This window comes from Flagellimonas rhodophyticola (genome assembly GCF_049332665.1).
GTDB lineage: Bacteria > Bacteroidota > Bacteroidia > Flavobacteriales > Flavobacteriaceae > Flagellimonas.
In genome coordinates, this window is the sequence record NZ_CP186326.1 from 848353 (window position 1) to 871253 (window position 22901).

General features: G+C 39.1%; 23 protein-coding genes. 10 read left to right on the forward strand and 13 right to left on the reverse strand.

Annotated elements, in window-relative coordinates; translation table 11 throughout:
- Positions 1-72: 72 nt before the first annotated feature.
- From ACOKFG_RS03870 to ACOKFG_RS03900, 7 genes are all read right to left on the reverse strand, one after another.
- On the reverse strand, positions 73-834 hold the full coding sequence (locus ACOKFG_RS03870) for a LytTR family DNA-binding domain-containing protein (protein ID WP_299486826.1): 762 nt from the start codon (positions 832-834) through the stop codon (positions 73-75).
- Positions 835-965: 131 nt separating this feature from the next.
- Positions 966-1607, reverse strand: coding sequence for a hypothetical protein (locus tag ACOKFG_RS03875; RefSeq protein ID WP_299486824.1), 642 nt, complete (start codon positions 1605-1607; stop codon positions 966-968).
- Positions 1608-1625: 18 nt separating this feature from the next.
- Positions 1626-1832 carry a hypothetical protein gene (locus tag ACOKFG_RS03880; RefSeq protein ID WP_298793120.1) on the reverse strand — a complete coding sequence of 69 codons (207 nt, stop codon included), beginning with the start codon at positions 1830-1832 and terminating at the stop codon, positions 1626-1628.
- Between the two features lie 147 nt (positions 1833-1979).
- Positions 1980-2480 (reverse strand): hypothetical protein, encoded by a 501-nt coding sequence (locus ACOKFG_RS03885; protein ID WP_299171365.1) that lies wholly within the window; start codon positions 2478-2480, stop codon positions 1980-1982.
- 21 nt (positions 2481-2501) lie between these two features.
- A complete protein-coding gene (locus ACOKFG_RS03890; protein ID WP_299486822.1) occupies positions 2502-3593 on the reverse strand; it encodes a DNA helicase PriA in 1092 nt (363 codons plus the stop codon).
- 3 nt (positions 3594-3596) lie between these two features.
- Positions 3597-4730, reverse strand: coding sequence for an SPFH domain-containing protein (locus tag ACOKFG_RS03895; protein WP_299486820.1), 1134 nt, complete (start codon positions 4728-4730; stop codon positions 3597-3599).
- Between the two features lie 118 nt (positions 4731-4848).
- Positions 4849-5547: a carboxypeptidase-like regulatory domain-containing protein gene (locus tag ACOKFG_RS03900; RefSeq protein WP_298793126.1), complete on the reverse strand. Its 699-nt coding sequence runs from the start codon at positions 5545-5547 to the stop codon at positions 4849-4851.
- Positions 5548-5719: 172 nt separating this feature from the next.
- Between ACOKFG_RS03900 and ACOKFG_RS03905 the strand changes: the two genes are divergently transcribed.
- The 9 genes from ACOKFG_RS03905 to ACOKFG_RS03945 all read left to right on the forward strand — a co-directional run bounded on the left by ACOKFG_RS03905 (position 5720) and on the right by ACOKFG_RS03945 (position 17338).
- Complete coding sequence (locus tag ACOKFG_RS03905; protein WP_422861881.1) at positions 5720-8854, forward strand: WD40/YVTN/BNR-like repeat-containing protein; 3135 nt, start codon at positions 5720-5722, stop codon at positions 8852-8854.
- Between the two features lie 77 nt (positions 8855-8931).
- A complete protein-coding gene (locus tag ACOKFG_RS03910) occupies positions 8932-9480 on the forward strand; it encodes a CopD family protein (protein ID WP_298793129.1) in 549 nt (182 codons plus the stop codon).
- Between the two features lie 134 nt (positions 9481-9614).
- Complete coding sequence (locus ACOKFG_RS03915) at positions 9615-11021, forward strand: HAMP domain-containing sensor histidine kinase (RefSeq protein ID WP_298793539.1); 1407 nt, start codon at positions 9615-9617, stop codon at positions 11019-11021.
- A gap of 14 nt (positions 11022-11035) precedes the next feature.
- The gene (locus ACOKFG_RS03920) at positions 11036-11818 is read left to right on the forward strand and encodes an enoyl-CoA hydratase-related protein (protein WP_298793131.1); all 783 of its coding nucleotides are present in this window, start codon (positions 11036-11038) and stop codon (positions 11816-11818) included.
- Between the two features lie 24 nt (positions 11819-11842).
- On the forward strand, positions 11843-13402 hold the full coding sequence (locus ACOKFG_RS03925) for a hypothetical protein (RefSeq protein WP_422861882.1): 1560 nt from the start codon (positions 11843-11845) through the stop codon (positions 13400-13402).
- A 196-nt stretch (positions 13403-13598) separates the two neighbouring features.
- Entirely contained in the window at positions 13599-14345 is a 747-nt protein-coding gene (locus tag ACOKFG_RS03930; RefSeq protein WP_422861883.1) for a collagen-like triple helix repeat-containing protein, read from the forward strand.
- Between the two features lie 156 nt (positions 14346-14501).
- Positions 14502-15575, forward strand: coding sequence for a PA0069 family radical SAM protein (locus tag ACOKFG_RS03935; protein WP_298793136.1), 1074 nt, complete (start codon positions 14502-14504; stop codon positions 15573-15575).
- Positions 15576-15677: 102 nt separating this feature from the next.
- Complete coding sequence (locus ACOKFG_RS03940) at positions 15678-16031, forward strand: YciI family protein (RefSeq protein ID WP_298793138.1); 354 nt, start codon at positions 15678-15680, stop codon at positions 16029-16031.
- 56 nt (positions 16032-16087) lie between these two features.
- Positions 16088-17338, forward strand: a complete 1251-nt coding sequence (locus ACOKFG_RS03945; RefSeq protein WP_298793139.1) for a sigma-70 family RNA polymerase sigma factor — start codon at positions 16088-16090, stop codon at positions 17336-17338.
- A gap of 10 nt (positions 17339-17348) precedes the next feature.
- Here the strand turns inward: ACOKFG_RS03945 and ACOKFG_RS03950 are convergent, their stop codons facing one another.
- Positions 17349-17690 (reverse strand): hypothetical protein, encoded by a 342-nt coding sequence (locus ACOKFG_RS03950; RefSeq protein WP_298793140.1) that lies wholly within the window; start codon positions 17688-17690, stop codon positions 17349-17351.
- 117 nt (positions 17691-17807) lie between these two features.
- Here ACOKFG_RS03950 and ACOKFG_RS03955 point away from each other — a divergent pair, with 117 nt between their 5' ends.
- On the forward strand, positions 17808-18737 hold the full coding sequence (locus ACOKFG_RS03955) for a M28 family peptidase (RefSeq protein ID WP_298793142.1): 930 nt from the start codon (positions 17808-17810) through the stop codon (positions 18735-18737).
- Positions 18738-18785: 48 nt separating this feature from the next.
- Here ACOKFG_RS03955 and ACOKFG_RS03960 read toward each other — a convergent pair whose 3' ends face one another.
- The 5 genes from ACOKFG_RS03960 to ACOKFG_RS03980 all read right to left on the reverse strand — a co-directional run bounded on the left by ACOKFG_RS03960 (position 18786) and on the right by ACOKFG_RS03980 (position 22844).
- Complete coding sequence (locus ACOKFG_RS03960; protein WP_299171389.1) at positions 18786-20210, reverse strand: Gfo/Idh/MocA family protein; 1425 nt, start codon at positions 20208-20210, stop codon at positions 18786-18788.
- 61 nt (positions 20211-20271) lie between these two features.
- Positions 20272-20922: an HD domain-containing protein gene (locus ACOKFG_RS03965; RefSeq protein WP_422861884.1), complete on the reverse strand. Its 651-nt coding sequence runs from the start codon at positions 20920-20922 to the stop codon at positions 20272-20274.
- Between the two features lie 3 nt (positions 20923-20925).
- Positions 20926-21654 (reverse strand): lysophospholipid acyltransferase family protein, encoded by a 729-nt coding sequence (locus ACOKFG_RS03970; protein WP_422861885.1) that lies wholly within the window; start codon positions 21652-21654, stop codon positions 20926-20928.
- Between the two features lies 1 nt (position 21655).
- On the reverse strand, positions 21656-22372 hold the full coding sequence (locus tag ACOKFG_RS03975) for an SDR family NAD(P)-dependent oxidoreductase (RefSeq protein WP_298793152.1): 717 nt from the start codon (positions 22370-22372) through the stop codon (positions 21656-21658).
- A gap of 61 nt (positions 22373-22433) precedes the next feature.
- The gene (locus tag ACOKFG_RS03980; RefSeq protein WP_298793154.1) at positions 22434-22844 is read right to left on the reverse strand and encodes a BrxA/BrxB family bacilliredoxin; all 411 of its coding nucleotides are present in this window, start codon (positions 22842-22844) and stop codon (positions 22434-22436) included.
- Positions 22845-22901 lie beyond the last annotated feature (57 nt).

Below are 22901 nucleotides of genomic sequence, written 5' to 3' on the forward strand. Positions count from 1 at the left end.
ACTAATCGTGCACTGTTGTTTAATAAAAATTAACTATGTAAGCCGCGGGAAAAAAAGGGTAAGTCGCTGAATCTAAATATTGATCAATTCTTGAAGATAGGTTCTGCTGAACTTGAGATCATCTCCGGTTTTTAGACGTAGCATTCCATCTCCACTTGTATTTTTCTGGATATGATCAATAAATTCTGAATTGACCAAATAGGATCTATGGATTCGCTTAAATGTGTTGGGACAAACAGATTGGGAAAAAGAACGAAGGCTCTGATACTTAACAAACCTGCCTTTTTGAGTATGAAGAACAATGCAGTTATTACTGGTTTCCACGTACACAATCTCTTGGGGGGCCAAAAGAAACTGTGAACCTTTTTTGGAGACCGATACACGTTTCTTTTCCTGGATTTTTTCGATATCCTCAGGAGTTTTGTCATCCTTTTTTACCTCAACAGAATAGAAGAGCAATGAAAAATAGCAAAGCAAATTCACTGCTACGTTGTTGGTAAGACTCGCATTAAGCATATTGAAACTTGGCGAGGTGCAATTGTATATAGTGGTCATTAGGAAAATCACCAAAACCTGTCCAATTAGAATGTTTATTGCCGAGGCCGAGAGACCGATTCCTCCTTGAATGAAAATGTTTTTTCCTTTGGTATCCACTGCCCATTTACCGGCCCACACCTTAATTTGTTTGGCGGAAACATTCCAAAAGAAAAAGCTAGTAATGGCCAAAATTGAAAGTTCAGAAAAACAGGACATCCCCAAACTTTCTTGGAACATACGCCCTATACCCATGTTCAGAAGCACAAAAATGGAAATTAAGCTTATGCGTTTCGCCATGCTTTAAAAGTAAGAATTCTAATGTTTGATAGCCAAGGTTTTAAGATTTACTTATAGTTATCGGGCTAAATAAAACCGGCTGTCAATTAGATTAACAACCGGCCTCAAGTGTTTATTTGATAATCCCTGATTTATTGTTTTATCTCCGGCTCCACAACTTTTTTGAGTTGCTCGGTCTTTTCTTTTAGCTTTTCTCTTCCTTTTTTAATAGAAACCTCAAGATCATCTAATTTTTCCTCAACCTTTTTGAGTTTTTCTTCTTTTTGGGCTATAATTTCAGGCTCTTCTCCTTTTTCCTTTGCTTCTTCAACTCTTTTCTTAGCATCGTCCAATGATTTTCGACCTCTATTAAGAATTTCCTCATCTTCATTGAGCATGTTTTCAGAGGTCATCAATTTTTCCTTTGCCTGTGAAGCGCGATATTGTCCAAATTCTTTGCCCGACATGTCACCTTTGTTTTTTCCGTAGGCATTTCCTTTGCTTACCTTTTCTCCTTTTTCCTTTGCCTCTTCAATTTCATCTTCCATCTCTTTAATATCTTTCTGCTGATTTTCTTTGATTTTTTCTGCTTTCTCCTTCATTTTCTTACCTTTTTCTTTGGTTTCCTCTTGTACATTTTCAGCAGCGTCTTCAACATCTTTCTTAGCTTTTTTAACCTTTTCAGTCTTTGCCTTTCCTTTTCCTTTTTCTTGGGATTTGCCTTGTGCGTTTACTGATACAACAAGCCCGAACATCATAATTAAAAGCAATACTGGTTTTACTATGTTTTTCATTTTTTCTGGTTTTTGGGATTAAATACTATCCAATTCTTTAATAAGTTCCTCTACCTGCTCCGCCTTTTCGTTTACGACATTGAGTGTTGAGTCAATCGCTGTTTCAACAGCTTCTATTTCCTCCAATTTTTGGTTAAGTTCTTCCTGTTCTTTTTTGGTGTCCTTGCAACCCATGACAATAAAGCCAATCATAAAAATGAAGGCCATTAGTTTCTTAGTCAGCATATTATGTGATTTAATGGTTAATATAATAATATACGGAATAGGACACGGTATGAGACGTTTAGTCACATAATATATACAAGAAGGGGCTGTTGTAAGCGAGCCATCTAAAATGGATGACTTTCTTAGGAGAGACGTGTGAAATAGGATCTAGTCGAACAACGGCCCTACATTTTCAGGGGTCTTACCTCTAACAAACCATGTCATTTTATGTTTTTGGGGCCTTCTTTGCATCAAAGTGTCTGCTTTTCTATCATACCAGACGGCATCAAAATCACTTTTTGTGGTCAAAACTACCCGCCATTCTTGTTGTAAAAGGTTAGCATCTTTGTAATCGGCATTAAGACTGTCCCATTGAATATGTGAAAGAACTTGAGGGTCTAAATGAGCCATAACTTCGTTTTCACTCAAAATAGCCAGCCATATCGGAGAAGAAAGATGTTCTATAGAAAGTCTTTCGTTTTTAGCACCCCACCCAATTTTCAAATCTTGACCACATCGAATAGCGTTGATAAGATTTTGTTTGCTTCCAGAAAGAACTGTACCATCTTTATCTGTTTTTAGCACTACTGTCCAATCATTGGATGAATCTTGGGTTTCTTGACAAGAACATAGGGCAAGTACCCATGCAATCAAGGTAAGTTTTCTCATGATGTTGTTTTTTGTTGATGATTATGCCTTTCCAAAATATACGAAAAGTAAAATCAACAAAAGCCCAAAGACGATGGCTAGGAAGATTTTCCAAAAGCTATAAGGGCGAGTTCCGGATATTTCTCCGTTTTCACCATTTATATAAAAGTTATACTCCTTTCCTTTATAGCGATATGCGCTAACATACACAGGAAGCAAAATATGCTTAAAAGTCTCTTCCGATAACTTCATGTCCATACTGTTTACACGCTGGGTGTCACCTCCAATGTCCTGTCTGCACCACCTCGTTGCAATATCTTTTGCAACATCCTTTGAATGCAGGTGTCCTTCCTTTAAGGGGATGGTATATTTTTCTGTTACGAAACCAGATAGAAAACCACTATCAAAGGGTTGTAGTTTTTTCAAATTCCAACGGGCAATTTTATTGGGAACTCGAACAGAACGCTGTTTTGAAGCCTTGATCAAAGTGTCATCCACAAAACCGGAGACACGACCTGAGGCCGGATACCAACGAGTTTTCCTAACTCGTTGTGAGACCATTTTACCATTGGCATTTCGAACTCTCTTCGTTTCGTAATAATACTCTCCTCTTTGTCCTGTATAGGAAGCGGAGAGTTGAGCATCAAACGTCCAATAGGGTAAATACAATCCTTTGGTAAACTGAGGATCTAAAGCAGCCTTTTTCAATTTATTGGGAGCCCACCACAACTTACTGACCCACTTTTGGAAAATAAGGAATGACTTCTGTTTTTCAATTTGAAAAGGAAGAACTGCTCCTGGCAAAATCCAATCTTCTTTATGGGCATCTTCAATAACCAAGGGCATACTGCAATACACACAGTGTAGGGATTTGTAATTCTCTTCTATATGCTGATTGGCTCCACAGTTCTTGCAATGCAACATGGAAATCTCCTCACTATGTTTCTGCGCACCCATTTCTTGCAAATAGGGATACAGCTCCAATTCCTCAAACCCATTTTCATCAATATTGATCGCCTCATGATGACCGCAATATTCACAACTGATATTTGTGGTTCCAGGTTTGTATTTGAGCTCCGCCCCGCAATTGACACAGGACTTTTTAAGCTCTGTTTTTTGAACTGATGGATCCAAAGATTAGGAATTTGGCAGTGGTGGTGGAGTGTTTCCTCCCAAGAAGGATTTTAATTCTTCTACATCTTTTAAAGCTGTCCAGTTGGCCATACCCTGTTTCCAGACCAAGCTATCTCGATTTATGGTTCTACCCGCGAACAAAGCTTGCAATTGCTCAAATGAAACTGGACCTTGCTGAGCTCCATTAACAGCGTAAAAATATTGAATCGCAGTAGGCATTGGAGGAGGGACAGATGCTCCTGCTTGCTGCATTTGCTGATTTCCACCCATCTGTGGGCTCATCATGCCACCCATTTGTTGGGCCAACACAAATCCCATTCCCATTCCCATTCCTGCTCCAGCAGTACCACCTTCATTTTTGGCAGCTGCTTCAATAGCTTTGGCAGTTTTGAACTTGGTCAACTTGTCCAAATCCAATTTGTCTATTCTGCTGTACTCGAAGATTTCTTTTTTCAAATCCTCGGGCATGGAAACATTTTCGATATAGAATTTCTCCAAGGAAATTCCCACAGATTCGAATTCCGGAGCCATAACTTCTCTACAAGTATCTGAAAGTTCAGAGGTATTGGCTGCGTATAATTCGATGGGAAGATTGGCTTCGCCAACGGTATCCGTGAATCGAGTAGCAATCAAGCTCTTTAGATGTTCATTGATTTCAAAATTGGTGAAATTGTTATCCGTGCCTACTATATCCGTAATAAACTTTCCAGCATCTGAAATTTTGAAGGCATAAGTGCCAAATGCACGTATTTCCACTAAACCAAATCGTTCATCACTTAGGGTGATAGGGTTTTTGGTCCCCCATTTCTCATCAGTAAACAAATGGGTGTTCACAAAATAGACTTCAGCTTTGAACGGAGAATTGAAACCGTATTTCCATCCCTTGAGCGTTGCCAAAATAGGAAGGTTTTTGGTGGTTAGGTCATAAGTGCCCGGGGTAAAGACATCGGCTAATTGTCCCTCGTTGACAAAGACCGCAGTCTGTCCTTCACGAACAATAAGTTTGGCCCCATTCTTAATTTCGTTTTGATAGCGTTCGAAACGATGTGCAATAGTGTCATCTGTGAAATCGAGCCACTCAATTATATCAATAAACTCGTGGGTGAGCTTCTCTTTGATCTTGCTAAAAATGTCCATGGTAATGTGTTTTGTGTTAATGTTTCTAAAGTAAGAAATTGGATGATTACTTCGTTCAATGAATTAGTATAAAATTATCCACATTGTTACAATACACACCAGGAAATGATAGAGGGCATCATTTTTTTCGGAACAAATTCAGAAATCGATTAAATATATTTTGTCTGCGCACGATGACCAGCTCACCCATAATATCCTCTTCCAGTTCTGTACAAGTAATTTCCACAAAGTTTGTTTGAAGCGGAACAACCTTTTCAATGGTTTGATACCCAATGTAAGAGATAACAAGTGTAGTTTCTTTGTATGATGATTTCTTTTCTAGAGCAATTAGAAAATTCCCATCAAAATCTGTTTGGGTCTTGAATTCTGTTCCTTTTACTGCAACTATTGCACCTGGCAATGGGTATTCACTATCCATTACGTTTCCTTTAATTGTAACTGAATCGGCAGCAACGGCCTGCGGAATTATGCGACCCATAATAATTTCTTCTTGGATTACGTGGGTAGTATTAGGAGAAATTTCTTGTGCTGCCAAAGGAGTCCCAATTGTTAAAAGAGAAACATAACCAAGAAGTGCGGCATTTCGTTGAAAATTTGATTGTGTAATCGAAGGCAATGGAGTATTCAATTGTGTGGATTTAAAACGGCCACATAGCTTGTTTCCATTGGAGAGTTTTTGGGATAAAACGACATTGGAAGTTTTGGTGAAATCGATTACTTCTTTTTGACAACTTTTACAAAAAGCACCCTTTTGGGTTGGTGTCATAGCGCTCCAATTTTCGGAACAAGGCTCGGGAATGGTTAGAATTTTACTCATGCTGAATTATTTATTTTAAAACTAATCTTTCAATGAAGTCCTCCAAAGTTGGAATTAGGGAACACGCTATTTGAATGAGTGAACCCTGATAGTGTTGAATATTCGATAAACTTGTATAGTGCTCTCTTACTTTTTCCCTACATTTAATACCGACTAATTCAACATCAAAAAAATGAAACAACTGCTTTCCAAAAAGGGAGTGCTATTGGCTGCATTATGCCTATTTGTTATTCCCACGCAATCCCAAAGAAAAAAGAAAATCCAATCGGTGACCGAGTATCCACAGGAATTGTATTCTAGTCTTGAATATCGTTTGGTTGGACCCTTCCGTGGAGGACGGTCTGCGGCGGTAACTGGAGTTCCGGGCGAACCTAATCTTTTCTATTTTGGAGCCACCGGTGGAGGCGTGTGGAAAACCACTAACGGAGGTCGAACTTGGGAGAACATTTCTGATGGTTATTTTGGAGGAAGCATCGGAGCTGTTGAAGTTGCCAAAAGCGACCCAAATGTTATATATGTTGGTGGAGGTGAAAAAACGCTTCGTGGAAATGTTTCCAGTGGATATGGAGTCTGGAAAACCGAAAACGCAGGAAAGACCTGGTCATTTGCTGGACTTAAGAATAGTCGACATGTTCCAAGAATACGAATTCACCCTACCGATTACAATACGGTTTATGCAGCAGTATTGGGCAACATATACAAACCAACCAAAGAGCGTGGTATTTATAAGAGCACTGATGGAGGTAAAAACTGGAGACAAGTACTTTTTGTAAATGATCAATCAGGAGCTGTTGATTTGACTTTTGACCCAAACAATCCAAGAATTCTATATGCTTCAACCTGGCGTGCAAAAAGAACACCGTATAGTTTAAGTAGCGGAGGAGATGGCTCTGCACTTTGGAAGAGTACCGATAGTGGGGAAACTTGGACCGAGATTTCGAAAAACGAAGGCTTCCCGAAAGACACTTTAGGGATTATAGGTGTGACAGTTTCCCCAAAGAACAGTGATAGAGTTTGGGCCATTGTGGAAAACAAAGCAAAGGGCGGGTTATATCGCTCGGATGATGGTGGAAAAAAATGGACTCAGGTCAATAGTGAACGGAAATTAAGGCAGCGGGCATGGTATTATACGCGTGTATATGCTGACACTGAGGATGAAGATGTCGTTTATGTAATGAATGTGCGTTATCATAAATCCACCGACGGAGGAAAAACTTTTAATACTTTCAATGCGCCTCATGGCGATCACCATGACTTATGGATTTCACCAGAAAACTCCAAGCGGATGATTATTGGTGATGATGGGGGAGCTCAGGTAACTTATGATGGAGGTGAAACATGGAGTACCTATTATAATCAACCAACGGCTCAATTTTATAGGGTGACCACGGATAATGCATTTCCATATCGCATTTATGTGGCTCAACAGGATAATTCCACCATCCGAATAAATCACCGAAGTGATGATGGATCTATTGGAGAAGATGATTGGGAACGAACAGCCGGAGGGGAGTCGGCACATATTGCGGTTGACCCCACAAATAATGATATTGTTTATGGAGGCAGTTACGATGGCTTTTTAACCCGTGTCAACCATAAAAACAACACAGTAAGAGGAGTCAATGTATGGCCGGATAATCCAATGGGGCATGGTGCTGAAGCGATGAAATATCGTTTCCAATGGAACTTCCCCATTATTTTTAGCAAGCATGACCCAAAAAAGCTATACACTTTCTCCAACCATGTGCATTTGAGTACTAATGAAGGTCAAAGTTGGGAAGTGGTGAGTGGAGATTTAACCCGAAACGACCCAACAAAGTTGGTTTCTAGTGGGGGACCTATCACCCAAGACAATACCAGTGTTGAATATTATTGTACCATTTTCGCAGCCAATGAAAGTCCAATTAAAGAAGGACTCCTGTGGGTTGGAAGTGATGATGGGTTGATTCATGTTACCAAAGATGGAGTTAATACTTGGGAAAACGTTACTCCACCGAATATGCCAGAATGGAGTATGGTCAATAGTATTGAACCTTCAGCTTTTGATGAAGGAACTTGTTATGTTGCAGCAACACGATATAAGTTAGGGGATTTTCAACCTTATTTATACAAAACCACGGATTTTGGAAAAACCTGGACCAAAATTACCAACGGCATAAACAACGAACATTTTACGCGAGTCCTTCGGGAAGACCCTAAGCGAAAAGGGTTGTTGTATGCTGGAACGGAAACAGGAATGTATATTTCTTTTAATGATGGAAGAAAATGGCAAAAATTCCAATTGAATCTACCCATTGTACCTATTACTGATTTGGTGATTAAGGATGACAATTTAGTAGTAGCTACTCAAGGGCGCAGCGTGTGGGTGATTGATGATTTAACCATACTTCATCAGCAAAATACCTCAAATAGAAGTTCCTCAGCTTTATTGTATCAGCCTAAAGATAGTTATAGAACCAAGGGAAGTGCAGCCAAAGAACCTTCAAAAACCGAGGGGCAGAACCATCCGAATGGGGTGATTACACATTTCTATCTCAAAGATGTTTCTGAGAAGGATAGCATTAGCCTTACCTACACAAAAATGAATGGGGATACCTTAGCTAGTTATAGCAACTTCACTATCAAAAAAGATAAAAAACTCAAAGTTAAAAAGGGAGGGAACACCCATGTTTGGGATACCCGTGGAAAAGGTGCGGAAAAGCTAGAAGGAATGATTCTTTGGTGGGCCAACCTGAGCGGAGCTAAGGCTGTACCAGGAAATTATAAAGTTCATCTGAATGTAAATGGCTTAAGCCAATCTGAAGAATTCAAAATCCTTCCGGACCCAAGAGCAGAGGTTTCAGTGGCCGATATGCAAAAGCAATATGATTTCATTTCTGATATCAACGGGACTATTGACAGGGCTCATCAATCCATCAAGAAAATCAGAAAAATCAATGCGCAATTAGATGCTTTTACCAAACAGTATAAAGACAATGAGCAGACCAAAGATTTGGTTGAAAAAGCTAAAAAGATGAAAGAAGGTTTTGAAAGTGTTGAGAAGGCATTATATCAAACAAAGAATAGAAGTAACCAAGATCCTTTGAACTTCCCAATTCGCTTAACGAACAAACTTGGGCATTTAAATAGCTTGGTCTCTATTGATGATTTTCCTCCGACGGCTCAAGATATTGCAGTAAAAAACGAACTTTCGGCAAAAATTAAATCCCAGTTGGACACTTTTGATAAGTTGGCAAGTGAAGAATTGCAGGCATTCAATAACGAATTCAACAATCTGAAATTGGATTATTTATTTATTGAAGAGTAGCTAGGTGAAAGGTAAAGGGAATACGGTTATTCCATATATGAATCAAACCCTTTACCTTTAGCCTTTCAACCAAAAGGATGGAAATTTATAATTACATTAAATCCCTACATCTCATTTTTGTGATTACCTGGTTTGCAGGTTTATTCTACATACCTCGGTTGTTTATTTATCACATCGAAGCTTGGCAAAAACCCTCTCCAGATAAGGAAATTCTGTCAGAGCAGTTAAAATTGATGTCCAAAAGATTGTGGTATATCATAACCTGGCCATCTGCTATTTTGTGCACCATATTTGCTATTTGGCTATTGGTGTTGATGCCTGGTTGGTTACAACAATCTTGGATGCACGTAAAATTGGCCTTTGTTGGACTTTTGTTTGTTTATCATTTTAAATGCCATCAGATTTTTAAACAATTACAACGGGATGAGGTGAAATATACTTCACGATTTATGCGCATTTGGAATGAAGTCGCCACTTTGATTCTTTTTGCTGTTGTGTTTTTAGTGATTCTGAAAAATGCCTTCAATTGGATCTATGGTGTTGTTGGAATATTTGTTCTTGCGATTTTATTGATGTTGGGCATTCGATTGTACAAACGTATCCGTGACAAAAACCCTAATGCCTAGGAAAGCCCAAGTTCATTTTCTTCCTTGAGTTTAATATTTGAACCTGAAATGGTCCGATTATTGCTAACTTTAATCCCAAATCCTTCAAGAGATTGTTCAAAAAACTATCACTTCGTTCGCGCATCTTCATAGCCATGATTCTCTTGGTGGTTATTGCGTCGCTCTTGATTGCCGCAGTAACCATTTATCAAAGTAGGGAACAGAGCAAGGACTACCATGAAAACAGGTTGGAACGTAAGGAGCAGCAAATCCATCAAAGTATTTCTTATGTTTTAAAAGAAACTACTTACCCTGTTATTACAGAAAATCTGGAATTCATTTTTCAAGATGAGATATACAAAATCGCGGATGTTCAAAATGTGAACTTCAATATCTATGACCTAGAAGGGCAGTTAATAAAGAGTTCAAGGCGCTCCTTTGAGTTAGATTCCATCTCCAATTGTTTGGATGCTGAAGTATTGAATAATCTAAAAGCAATTCCCAACAAACGCTATATAGAGAAAAAGAAAGCTGCAGGAGATAATTACCAAGCTTCGTATACCTATATCAATGACAGTAAGTTTAAGCCTATTGGCATTATGAACCTTCCTTATTTTGAGGATAATACCTTCAACAATATGGAACTACGCGAATTCCTTTTCCGATTGGGTGGGGTATACTTGATTATGCTTCTTTCGGCCATAGTTTTGGCTTATTTTATTTCCAAATATATTACCCGGTCCCTGCAAACTATTTCCGATAAGATAACCCAGACCGACCTGACCAAAAGGAATGAGAAAATCTATATTGAAAACCCAAGTCATGAAATCGAGAGATTGGTCGATTCCTATAATGGAATGATAGATGAATTGGAAGCGAGTGCGGTTAAACTGGCTCGAAGCGAAAGAGAGCAAGCCTGGAGAGAGATGGCGAAACAAGTGGCTCATGAAATCAAAAATCCATTAACGCCACTGCGATTGACGGTACAAAGTTTTGAGCGTAAGTTTAATCCCGAAGACCCAAAAGCTGAAACCAAGATGAAGGAATTCTCCAAAACTTTGATTCAGCAGATAGACACGTTGAGTAATATAGCATCTGCATTCTCGAATTTTGCTGATATGCCAGCGCAGCAAAAAGAGACGCTGAATGTGGTTAAGATTGTGAAGTTAGCCTTGGAGATTTTTACGGAAGACTACATCCATTTTATTTCAGATGAAAAAGAGATAATTGCAAAATTAGACCGCACACAGCTTATAAGGGTAGTGACGAATTTGGTTAAAAATGCAATTCAGGCGGTACCTGAAGTAGATTCACCTAGGATTCTGGTCACTGTTTCATCAGAACAAAATAATGTGAAGATTTCGGTGGCAGATAATGGTATTGGAATAACCGATGATTATACGGACAAAATATTTGAACCAAAGTTTACCACCAAATCGAGCGGAATGGGTCTTGGTTTGGGTATGGTAAAGAATATTGTCGAAAATTACAATGGCACCATAGATTTTACCTCCCAAGAGGGTAAGGGAACTGTATTTACCGTCAAATTTCCAAAAGAATAAACAAAATTGCTAGCATGAATTACGAGAATATTTATATAGAAGAGGAAAACAATATCGCAACGATTACCATTAATAGACCCAAAAAGCTAAATGCCCTTAACAAAAGAACTATCGCCGAACTTCATACAGCTTTCAAGGAGCTGGATAGGGATAGCGAAACCAAAGTTATAATTATTACTGGCAGCGGAGAGAAAGCTTTTGTCGCTGGTGCTGATATTTCCGAGTTTGCACATTTTTCTGTCAAAGAAGGAAGACAGCTTGCTGCTGAAGGTCAAAAAACACTCTTTGATTTTGTCGAAAACCTGACAACTCCTGTCATAGCTGCAATCAATGGTTTTGCTTTGGGGGGTGGACTGGAATTGGCCATGTCCAGTCATTTTAGAATTGCTAGTGATAATGCTAAAATGGGTCTTCCCGAGGTTTCTCTTGGTGTAATTCCCGGTTATGGTGGCACCCAGCGTCTTCCGCAGCTTATTGGAAAGGGGCGTGCCATGGAAATGATTATGACCGCCGGAATGATGGATGCACACAAAGCCTTGGAGTGCGGATTGGTCAATTATGTAGTGTCGCAAGACGAATTATTGCCACTTTGTCTTAAAATTGCGAGCAGGATATCGAATAACTCCTCGATTGCCATAAAACATGCAATAAATGCCATAAATGCAGGTTTTAAGTATGATGTAAATGGTTATGCTTCAGAAATCGATGCTTTTGGTGATTGCTTCGGCACAGAGGACTTCAAAGAAGGAACCTCAGCCTTCTTGGAAAAACGAAAAGCTGACTTTCCAGGATCATAGCCTTTGGTCTAACCAAACCAGACTATGATGAAAAAGCAATTTATACTGCTTTGCCTTCTTGCGGTAGGTGCATTAATGAGCGCCCAAGAGAAAATGCCAGTTTCCTATGACTTTGGCGAAAAATTTAGTGATAGATACCGATATTCCAATCTTTTGACCATCTCCAATGATGGTTCAGGAGGATATATTTTGGTAAGGGCATACTTTCAAGGCTTAATTCTAAAGCCAAAGGGATATTTGATAGAACAATACAACAGCGATTTAGAACTGGTTTCTGAATACAACTACAAACTTAAGGGGCTAAATTTTGTTGATGGATTTTTTAAAAATGGTCAGCTAAATCTTTTGTTCCTGAATTACAACTACGAACGAGGTCAATATGAATATTGGGTGCACAGCAGTCCCATAATTGCTTTTAATTTTAAGCAAGAAAAATTATTGACCATAGCATCGGAGGAAGTTAGAAATCCAGTAGGTAAAAACTATTACAATCGTAATTTTTCAAGCGGGTTTTCAACGGCAATTCTTTTTAATGAAGAGAAAACTGGCTTTGTTATCAGTACACATCATAAAAAAGGCAAACAGAATAAACATGTCATTCACCTCTATGATACAGCTTTGAACAAACGTTTTGAGCATGATTTTTCACATGAGATCGAGGAAAAGAACTACGCTTTTGAGAATTTAGCCATTAGTGCTGATATGCAAACAGCCTATATCGTTGGGAAAGCCTACTTCAAAAAGAAACGTTTTCGTGTTGAGGAACGTAAATTTCAATATGAATTGATTAAAGTTTCCCAGAATGGAAGCCAAACCCAGTCGTTTGTTGACCCAGGAAAGTACGCAGAGGCGTTATATCCTATAATATTTAAAGACAGACTGGTCTGTGCAGGTTTTTATGCCGATAGAAAAGATAATCGATATAACGGAATTGCCTATTTTGATGTCAATCCAGTTTCCTTAACCATCAATTCCAGAAAATACAATCCATTTTCACAACAGTTTATGGAAGATAAGTTCGGTAGGGATGAAGAAAAAGTAATCAAGAATCTTGTTTTCAAAAGTGTTGAGGTAACCCCCTCAGAAGAAATATTTTTCAATGCAGAGGAATATTTTGTTACCAATAGCATTCAGGTTACCGGTGCGGGACAACGTGTGAAAATAGATCGTTATCACCATAACGATATTGTAAGTGCAAAACTGAACCCAGAAGGAGGTTTAGCCTGGGCCAGAAACATAAATAAGGCAGAGGTTACACAAGGTGACGGTGCTTATGCTTCCTATAGTTCGTATTGCAAGGATGGAAAAACCTATTTCTTCATATGCACCGCTGCGGACAACCCCCAACTGATCAATAATGAACGTCTAATATTTAAACAAGGCTTAAGTAGAAATCGAAATGTCTTTATGATCTCACTGGATGAAAAAGGGATTATGGATTACGAAAAGATTATTGATAATCAAGAAGCCCGATTGCCGCTGATGGTTTCCAAACCTCTTAAAAATTCTGGAGGTGACAATATGCTTTTTTATGCGAAAAGAGGCAGTAAAAAGCAATTAGTGAAAGTGACTTTTGGACAATAATCTTCTAGCGCATAATTCATTACACTTAAAAGTCAAACATTTTTCGGGTAATTTTCTTACAAAGAATCCTTCAAAACCAGTTTTTATCAATTCGGCAAAGCCATACATCCAACAGCAAGGCATAATGATCAAATACACATTAAAACTGCATACACGCATATATAATTTTGCCTCATAACCCATAAAAATCAATATTATGAGACTTTTAAAATTATTTAATGCAGCCTTGCTTTGCGCGGCAATTACACTTACATCCTGTTCTGGAGAAGACGGTACGGATGGCTTGGATGGGGGCCCAGGTGCCCCAGGCTTAAATGGAACCCCAGGAACAAATGGCGACGATGGTGTTAACTGTTGGGACCTTAATGGAGATGGTTTAGCTACCATTACAACTGATGATGATACCAATGAGGATCGCAATGGCGATAATGAAGTTAACAGCTTGGATTGCCAAGGAGAAACTGGTGAAACGGGCCCAACAGGAGAAGTTGGGAATGCAAACGTTCAAGCTTTTGTTTATCACGTAAACGATTTGGTAAATGCAGATTATGACACTCTTAATATTCCGTTAGATGTTTACATCGATGTTGAGAATGATGACATCTCAAACTATGCCTATCTTGTTTATTTGGAAACTACAAATGGTCTAATCTATTCCATACCAGGCCACGGCAGTAACAACACCCATTATGCTAGGGTATTTGTGGACCCATCAAATGTCCAAATTGTTGTTCAATTCTATAATCTAGATGATAATGACTTCCTAGTTCCTCAAAATTTATACGAAAACATAATTGTTGTGGCTGTAGAGGTTACTAATAATTTTAACAATGGAGGAGGGCAAACCGTAAAAGGGAGCTCAGAGGGAATCGAGGAAGCCTTAAAAGCAGCGGGTGTAGATGCCAATGATTATGATGCGGTTGCAACATATTACGGACTGTAATTTCAACAATTTTTTTGGCTCAATGAGTTAGCATACTTGACCCCAAATATTGTGAAGCCGAGCTTTCGCTCGGCTTTGCGTTTTTATATGAATATAAGTTTTCAACAGTATCTCTTATATTGGAATAAATCCATAATTTTGGAATAAATCCAATATATGAAATCAGAAAACCTACTCAAGGGCCGTGGAGCTCAGAAGAATACCCCCAACAAATTCTTACAACATGTCTATGAAATGCGAGAGGATTTTTTGGAATTTTGCAGATTAGAGGGAGAAGAGGCTGAAAAGAATAAAACAGAATACATTCCCATTTTCCCAAAGACCATTGTAAACAAGGTGGACAGCCCTGATGTTGGAATGATGTTTTCAATGAATCCTTATCAAGGCTGCGAACATGGGTGTATTTATTGTTATGCCCGAAACGCCCATGAATATTGGGGATATAGCGCTGGTTTGGATTTTGAGCGTAAAATATTGGTTAAAAAGTCTGCTCCTGAGCTGCTGGAAACCAAAATCAAGCACAAAAATTGGAAGGCTCAAACTATTGTCATGTCCGGCAATACCGATTGCTATCAACCGGCGGAAAAAAAGTTTGAAATTACCCGTAAGTGCTTGGAAGTATTTTTAAAATACAGACATCCAGTAGGAATAATCACCAAGAATGCACTGATCCTTCGTGACCTTGACATTTTAAAAGAACTTAATTCCTATCAATTGATAGGAGTGAACATATCGGTTACCTCACTTTCAGAAAAAACAAGACGAAAGTTAGAGCCGAGGACTGCTTCGATTCAAAAGAGATTGAAGACCATTCAGGTGTTGTCAGAAAACAATATTCCCGTTAACGCCATGTTGGCTCCGATGATTCCAGGAATCAATACTCACGAACTCTTAAAACTGGCTAAAGCGGTCTCGGATAACGGAGCTCTGTCGTTTGCCATAACGGTGGTAAGACTGAACGGAGCGATAGGCCAAATTTTTTCGGACTGGATCAAAAAAGCGATGCCCGACCGAGCAGAAAAAGTGCTGCATTTGATTCAAGATTGTCATGGTGGTTCTATCAATGATAGCCGATTTGGACTCAGAAATAGAGGTGAAGGAAAAATAGCCACACAAATACATGATATGGCACGTCTTGCGCGACTTCGTTATTTTAAGGGAAAAAGTTTTCCCAAACTCAACAAGGAATTGCACGAGCCCTATAAAGATGGGCAAATGAAATTATTTTGAATAAATTTATAGAAGTTGTCCAATGCATACTTTGATTTTCGTCATAAAGGCGTAAACAAAATGTAAATCAGTTTGTCATGGACGAACATAAAACTAAAACCAATGAGCAATTTTTTGTATTTATTCCGTGGAGGAGACGAAAACTTCAACCAATTATCACAAGAAGAGAAACAGGCACATATGCAGGTTTGGGGTCAATGGATGGGTGGTCTAAAAGAAAAAGGCCAACTATTGGATGGACTCCCGTTGGGCGCGGATGGAAAAGTAGTACATAATAGGGGAGAAGTAGTTACCAACGGACCTTTTGCTGAAGGAGCTGAGGTGGTAGGAGGTTATCTTATTGTTTCTGCAAAAGACATGGCGGAAGCAGTGGAGATTTCTAAAGGATGTCCCATTTTTGACTATGAGGGAAGTAATGTTGAGGTGCGCGAAATAATGTCTATGGACACACATTAATAATTTAAAACAAAAATCAAAGGCCTGATTTATATCAGGCTTTTTTAGTTTTGCCCATGACCCAAAATAATCTTGCAAGTACAATTGACCACCTGTTTCGGAACGAATATGGTAAAGTAGTTGCAGTCTTGACCAGCAAATATGGGATTTCTCACCTGGAACAAATCGAAGATGTGACACAAGACACCTTTTTAAAGGCTATGCAGGTTTGGGCCTTTAAATCGATACCGGATAATCCAACGGCTTGGTTGTATCGGGTTGCCAACAACGCACTTATTGATGTGCTTAGGCGAGGCAAAAAGATGGACTTTCTTGGAGAAAAACACCTCAATAACGAGGGAGCTTCCTCAGAAAAGGATATTTCTTTAGATGATACGATATCCGATAGTCAACTTAAGATGATATTTGCTTGTTGCCATCCTTCCTTGACCGAGGAACATCAGTTAATACTTAGTCTAAAACTTATAGGAGGTTTTAGTAACAAGGAATTGGCCGAGGCACTTTTAAAGAAGGAAGAAACAGTTGCCAAATCCTTTACGCGGGCTAAAAAAAAGTTTAGGGAAGAAGTCCAGTTTTTACAAATTCCTGTCCAAATGGGATTGCAATCCCGGTTGTTCCGTGTGTTGCAAGTTATCTATTTGTTGTTTACCGAAGGATATGCTGCAACAACCGGTTCAAACGTGCTAAAAAAAGATATTTGTTATGAAGCATTACGTTTGGCTTTGTTGCTTAGAGATAACCAATATTGTAAACATCCGAACCTGGATGCATTGATTGCCTTAATGTGTTTTCACGCTTCTCGTTTTGATGCCCGATTGGATGACCAAGGTGAGTTGGTGACTTTAGAGCATCAAGACCGGTCAAAATATAACCTCGAGCTTTTCCAGATAGGGACTCGGCATTTAGAGCAGGCAGGAACTGAGGACAAGTTGCCATCAAGCTACCATTTAGAAGCGGCAAGATCCTATTACCACTGTGTAGCAGAAACATTTCAGCAGACCGATTGGAACAGTATTCTTTACTTATATGACCTGCAATTAAAACAGCAGTATTCTTCAATGCTAGCTTTAAACAGGATAGTGCCTTATGCAAAGATTCATGGAGCGGAAAAAGCACTTTCCGAGTTAAATAATCTGGAAAACAAAACAGACTTCAGTAAAACAGGATTGTTTTATGCTATAAAAGCTGAACTGCTATTGGAGATAGGAAGTGAAGAATACCATTCCATATTACAAAAGGCGATTGATTTCAGCGAAAACGAGCTGGTTAAAAGGCATTTGAAGAAAAAGTTTAGGAAAAACCTTTAGCCCTTTAAAACTATAACTCCTGAAAAATATTTACTCCAGATTGGCCATCTCTGGATTTCCATTCAAAATTTTCTACCAACCTAATCTTACCATTGGCATTTAAACTCAATTCAGATGTGGAAAAACCATAGTCCAATTGACCGTCCGTTTGCAACTGACAATAACTAAATTCTAAAATAGTTCCGTGGATTTTGCCCACAAGAAACCCTTTGGTGATTCTTCCTCCAGAGTAGTTAGCTTGAACTACATTTTCTATTTGGCTAAAATTGAAAATGGTTTGTTCGTTAACAACTCCGTTTGCTGAGGTTTGAACCACATTCATTCGTATGTTGTTCAAACTGATGTGTTCCATGATAAAATCGATTTCAGATGTAACGAATGTATAATTTTTGACTCTTCAATTAAAACATATGATTAATAAATAATGATACATAATTCAATTCAATTACAGATACTCATATTTATTTTGATGACTTTTTCCATTAATGGACAGGTACAGGAAAAAATTAAATCGCACACAATATTCCTTTCTTCTGATATGATGGAGGGTCGTGGTCAGGGTAGCAAAGGAATCAAACATGCCGCTGCATATATCGCAAATCAGTTTAAAATGAACAACCTTAAATCCTATACAAGCCAATCCTATTTTCAAAAGTTTACTGTTCCTGGACAAATTGAATATGAATCCAATGTTATAGGTTATGTTGAAGCGGATGAACCTAGCAATAAATCCATTGTATTTATGGCACATTATGATGCTTATGGGATAAGGGAAGATTCAGGCCACAAAGATGTAATCTATAATGGAGCAAGGGATAATGCGGTTGGGGTTGCTGCTCTTATCGAGTTGGCAAGAATATTTAGTAATGGAAGAGCTCCGAAACACAATGTTGTATTTGTCGCTGCGGCGGCTGAGGAATTCGGACTTAAGGGGAGCAAATTTTATGTTGAGAATTCCCTGTTTCCAAGTGATGAAATCATTATTTGCCTTAACATTGATGGATTCAATGTTTCCGGAATCCGGGAAGACTATTTCCTTTTACCAAGACAGGGCATAGATTTTATCTCAAAAATCGAATCTATCCTGAAACCAATAGGATGGTATTATAATAGTCCAGATTGGGTAGATGGGTTAAATAAGAGTTTTGACACAGCATCATTTCTTTCAAAGGGTATCCCCGCTATCACCCTTTGGGTTGGAGATAGATTAAAAGGTGGAAAGATAGCCACACCGATTGCATTCGGGGAAATTCACAGCCCAGAAGATGAAGTAACTGATGATTGGAACTGGAACGGTGTTGAAGAACATCTGCAATTGTATAAGGCTATGGCAGATTATTTTCTTGAAAACCCGGATGGCATTAGCGTGACAAATCCTTCATTATTCGCTGAGGACTGATGACTAAAAACAGCACTATTTATTTAGAAAAGAAAATTATTAAATTGGTTATACCAACTCCCAACCCTTTCGATACTCACGACTTACCCATTCATTGGCTTTGTCGTAGTTTGTGATTTTCATGTTTTCACCATCCCAAAGCAATTTGCGTCTTCCCGGGTATTCGTAAGGATCCCAATCGCCTACTTTTTTACCTTCCTTCAATACTTTGTATTGATAAGCTTTTACGGCAAGGTTACCCATCAGTACCGTTTCGGTAAGAGGACCAGCTTTTGCAAAATTAGAGGAGGTTTCAGCTCCTGTAAGACAGCCATCCACAAAGTTTGCAATATGTCCACCCATGCTTCCAGGAACTCTGGCGTATTTGGGTTCGGGAGATTTATAAAGATTCATCATATCTGATGGGAGCAAACGCGCATTTCTTGAGTACGTATCACAGACCAAAATGCCTTTATCTCCATACATAATGGTTCCGCCACTTCCGTCGCCGACCATTTCGTCATCTTTCAACTCGTCTGGAAGGTCAGGCTTGATACCTCCGTCATACCAATTTAATTGAATATCTCCATGAGTTGGGTGTTCAAATTTCAGATGTATTTTTGAAGAGGGAGGGCATGAAGGGCTATAATCCGCCTCGACAAAATCACCTACCCAAACTGTTGTACAACTAGCTTCTGCTTCGGTCGGATATCCTAAATCTAAAACACTGAATGGAGTTTCCATAATATGACAACCCATATCGCCCAGGGCACCAGTACCAAAATCCCACCAACCTCTCCATTTGAACGGTAAATAGGCGTCGTTATAATTACGCATTGCAGCTGGTCCCAACCACAAATCCCAATCCAATCCTTTTGGAACCGGTTGTTTTTCGGAGGGAAGCGGAACACCTTGAGGCCATACTGGCCTGTTGGTCCAACACTCAATAGTATGCACATTTCCAATAACTCCAGATTCTACCCACTCACGTGCGATACGGCTATCATCACTTGATGCGCCTTGGTTTCCCATTTGAGTAACAATCCCATTTTCGGCCGCTACTTTGGTCATTAACCGAGCTTCATGAATATTGTGGGTCAATGGTTTTTCAACATAGGCATGTTTCTTCTCGCGCATAAATGGTAGCGCTATTGAAGCATGAGTATGGTCTGGCGTCGCTACTGCAACAGCATCAATATCTTTTAAATGCTTCTGATAAACTTTGCGAAAGTCTTTGTATCGCTTTGCATCAGGAAATGCCTCATAAGTTTGCTGAGCCCTGCGGTCATCAACATCACAAAAAGCAACGAACTTTACTTTTCCTGTTGCCGCAAGACCTTGGATAACCCCATTACCACGACCACCAACACCAAATGCAGCCATATAGAGGGTGTCACTAGGAGGAACATGGTTTTTTCCAAGAACAAAACTGGGGACAATGGAAAAAGCAGCTGAAGTAGCTGCTGCGTTTTTTAAGAACTTTCTTCTTTGCATTTGGTTTGTTTTTTTTGATGGGATTGAAGATACAAAAAACAACAATAGTCAAGGGGCGTTGTTACGCATTCCACTCTTTATAAAATTGTTTCAGGTAATCTAACATAAACTGGTGTCGCTCCTCCGCGAGATCCCTACCTGTCTGAGTGTTCATTTTATCTTTGAGTAAGAGTAGTTTTTCGTAAAAATGGTTAATGGTGGGGGCATTCGAATTTTTATATTCCTCTTTGGACATGTTTAGATTTGGCGGTACTTCAGGGTTGTATAATTCCCTGTTTTTATATCCACCATAATTGAAAGTCCTTGCGATTCCAATCGCACCAATAGCATCCAATCGGTCTGCATCCTGAACAACATGAAGTTCCTTGGAGACGAATTTCTCACCTTTTTCCAAACTGTTTTTAAACGACATGTATTTGATGATGTTGACGATATGCTCTGTTATATCCGAAGCAACATTTTGTTCTAGAAGAAAATTTTTAGCAGTCTGAGGGCCCAACGACTCATCTCCATTGTGAAATTTAGGGTCTGCAATGTCATGCAATAGCGCTGCCAGTTCGACAACTAAAATGTTTACTTCCTCATTTTGTGCTATCTGTCTTGCATTATTGAATACTCTTTGGATGTGAAACCAATCATGACCGCCTTCTGCTCCTTTCAACGTTTCTTTCACAAAATTTATGGTCTCTGTCACCAAATTTTTCTCAGTCATATGTTATAAAATATCCTTGGTTATTCGTTGTTCCACAAGTTTGATAAGTTCATCAGAATTTCCTTCGTTATCTATCGGTGGATGAACTTTAAATTTGATATAGGCACCAAGACCCATGGGAAACTTGCCATAGCGAATCATTTTCCAAGAATTGTTAATAGTAATGGGGACAATTAATGCTGAAGGTGATTGTTGCATAAGCGATTTCAAACCTGAAGGTTTAAAGGGTTTGGGTCTACCATCGCGACTGCGGGTTCCTTCAGGAAAGATGACTGCACTTCGATTGTGTTTTTCAATATAATCCCCCAATTTTCTGATTTCTGTCAATGCTTGAGCTGGGTCTTTACGATTGATCAATGCTGATCCTCCATGTCTTAGGTTAAATGAGACACTGGGAATGCCTTTACCCAACTCTTTTTTACTGACAAATTTTGGATGGTGCTTCCGCATATACCAAATAATGGGTGGAATATCATACATGCTCTGATGGTTGGTAACAATAATCAGAGGCCTGTCCGAAGGAATATTATGTTGGTTTTCAAATTGATAGCGAACCCCAAGTACGTTGGTGCACCTCATGATAAACCAATTCAAAAAACTTACGCTTCGTTTATGCGCATTATAACCAAAAGCATTTAAACATAGCCATTGAATAGGATGAAAAACCACTAAGGTGATTGCAAAACAAACAAAGAAGACAAGTGTCAATGGATATGAAAGTAACTTGAACATGCTACATTCTTTTATAGACCCAAGTTGGCAAAATCTTTAGAATTACAGCAATAATTCGCCATCTTTTTGTGATGTAAGCGATGTCTCTTTTCTTTTGAATTGCATAATAGATTTGTTTAGCTGCTTTTTTCGGAGGTGCCACCCAGAATTTCCCATCACCTTTAGCCATGGCTGTATCCACAAATCCAGGGCGGATGTCGGTTATTGTGATTTGTTGTTTGGATTTAACGGCTTTTTGACGAAGTCCTTCCAAATAATTTATTTGATAGGACTTTGTAGCGTTATAAGAAGGGGCTATACCACTTCCTCGAAGCCCACCAATAGAGCTAATGGCAACAAGGTGGCCATAACCTTGTTTTTGAAAAAACCGAAATGCCCATCCTATAATCTTAGAAAAAGCAATCACATTTAAATCGTTGGTCATTTGTTCAATATTGTCATCTAACGCTTCGTTTAAATCTCCTGTGCCAGATGAGAATATCAACAAATCAAGTCCGTCAAGCTTTGCAACTAGATCTTGCAAATTTTCCAGCGCATTTTCGGAGGTGCAATCAAAAGCGTTGGGAACAAAAGTATCCGGATATTCCTTTTCCAGTTGATTGAGGAGTCCCTCTCTTCTGCCTGTAATACCGACTTGATATCCATTTTGAGATAAGATAAGCGCAAGTTCTTTTCCAATTCCAGAAGTTGCCCCAACCACGATAACCTTTTGTCCCATAGGCTGCAAAAATAAAAAACCACCCTTAAGGGTGGTTTTTTATTTTAATTACAACGGAAGTTTAACAAAACTCATTGTAAGCTTCCATAAGGTTTTCGGCAATAATTTCAGCCGGTCTCCCCTCGATGTGATGTCTCTCGATCATGTGTACCAGCTCACCATCCTTGAACAGGGCCATACTTGGCGAAGAAGGAGGGAAAGGGATCATACGGTTTCTAGCTGTGTCTACTGCTTCCGTATCAACTCCAGCAAAAACCGTTGCTAAATGATCTGGTTTTTTGCTGTTCTGCAGGCTTAATTTTGCTGCAGGTCTGGCATTTGCTGCGGCACACCCGCAAACCGAGTTAACCACAACCAACGTGGTGCCTTCTTGCTTTAGTGCATTTTCAACCGCTTCACTTGTATATAGTTCTTCAAACCCGGCAGATGCTAGGTCTGCTCTCATAGGTTTAACCAATTCTTCAGGATACATAGTCTTATTTTTTATTCAACTTTCAAAGATACGGTTTTTGTCGAATTTTTTCCTCAG

What these genes read in the sequence shown, in the direction of transcription:
- ACOKFG_RS03950 (WP_298793140.1), bottom strand. Translation starts at nt 17,690, where the DNA reads ATGGAACACATCAGTTTGAACAACATACGAATGAATGTGGTTCAAACC.
- ACOKFG_RS03970 (WP_422861885.1), bottom strand. Translation starts at nt 21,654, where the DNA reads ATGTTCAAGTTACTTTCATATCCATTGACACTTGTCTTCTTTGTTTGT.
- ACOKFG_RS03905 (WP_422861881.1), top strand. Translation starts at nt 5,720, where the DNA reads ATGAAACAACTGCTTTCCAAAAAGGGAGTGCTATTGGCTGCATTATGC.
- ACOKFG_RS03880 (WP_298793120.1), bottom strand. Translation starts at nt 1,832, where the DNA reads ATGCTGACTAAGAAACTAATGGCCTTCATTTTTATGATTGGCTTTATT.
- ACOKFG_RS03875 (WP_299486824.1), bottom strand. Translation starts at nt 1,607, where the DNA reads ATGAAAAACATAGTAAAACCAGTATTGCTTTTAATTATGATGTTCGGG.
- ACOKFG_RS03940 (WP_298793138.1), top strand. Translation starts at nt 15,678, where the DNA reads ATGAGCAATTTTTTGTATTTATTCCGTGGAGGAGACGAAAACTTCAAC.
- ACOKFG_RS03965 (WP_422861884.1), bottom strand. Translation starts at nt 20,922, where the DNA reads ATGACTGAGAAAAATTTGGTGACAGAGACCATAAATTTTGTGAAAGAA.
- ACOKFG_RS03870 (WP_299486826.1), bottom strand. Translation starts at nt 834, where the DNA reads ATGGCGAAACGCATAAGCTTAATTTCCATTTTTGTGCTTCTGAACATG.
- ACOKFG_RS03925 (WP_422861882.1), top strand. Translation starts at nt 11,843, where the DNA reads ATGATGAAAAAGCAATTTATACTGCTTTGCCTTCTTGCGGTAGGTGCA.
- ACOKFG_RS03935 (WP_298793136.1), top strand. Translation starts at nt 14,502, where the DNA reads ATGAAATCAGAAAACCTACTCAAGGGCCGTGGAGCTCAGAAGAATACC.
- ACOKFG_RS03980 (WP_298793154.1), bottom strand. Translation starts at nt 22,844, where the DNA reads ATGTATCCTGAAGAATTGGTTAAACCTATGAGAGCAGACCTAGCATCT.
- ACOKFG_RS03900 (WP_298793126.1), bottom strand. Translation starts at nt 5,547, where the DNA reads ATGAGTAAAATTCTAACCATTCCCGAGCCTTGTTCCGAAAATTGGAGC.
- ACOKFG_RS03910 (WP_298793129.1), top strand. Translation starts at nt 8,932, where the DNA reads ATGGAAATTTATAATTACATTAAATCCCTACATCTCATTTTTGTGATT.
- ACOKFG_RS03945 (WP_298793139.1), top strand. Translation starts at nt 16,088, where the DNA reads ATGACCCAAAATAATCTTGCAAGTACAATTGACCACCTGTTTCGGAAC.
- ACOKFG_RS03960 (WP_299171389.1), bottom strand. Translation starts at nt 20,210, where the DNA reads ATGCAAAGAAGAAAGTTCTTAAAAAACGCAGCAGCTACTTCAGCTGCT.
- ACOKFG_RS03930 (WP_422861883.1), top strand. Translation starts at nt 13,599, where the DNA reads ATGAGACTTTTAAAATTATTTAATGCAGCCTTGCTTTGCGCGGCAATT.
- ACOKFG_RS03920 (WP_298793131.1), top strand. Translation starts at nt 11,036, where the DNA reads ATGAATTACGAGAATATTTATATAGAAGAGGAAAACAATATCGCAACG.
- ACOKFG_RS03975 (WP_298793152.1), bottom strand. Translation starts at nt 22,372, where the DNA reads ATGGGACAAAAGGTTATCGTGGTTGGGGCAACTTCTGGAATTGGAAAA.
- ACOKFG_RS03915 (WP_298793539.1), top strand. Translation starts at nt 9,615, where the DNA reads ATGATTCTCTTGGTGGTTATTGCGTCGCTCTTGATTGCCGCAGTAACC.
- ACOKFG_RS03885 (WP_299171365.1), bottom strand. Translation starts at nt 2,480, where the DNA reads ATGAGAAAACTTACCTTGATTGCATGGGTACTTGCCCTATGTTCTTGT.
- ACOKFG_RS03955 (WP_298793142.1), top strand. Translation starts at nt 17,808, where the DNA reads ATGACTTTTTCCATTAATGGACAGGTACAGGAAAAAATTAAATCGCAC.
- ACOKFG_RS03895 (WP_299486820.1), bottom strand. Translation starts at nt 4,730, where the DNA reads ATGGACATTTTTAGCAAGATCAAAGAGAAGCTCACCCACGAGTTTATT.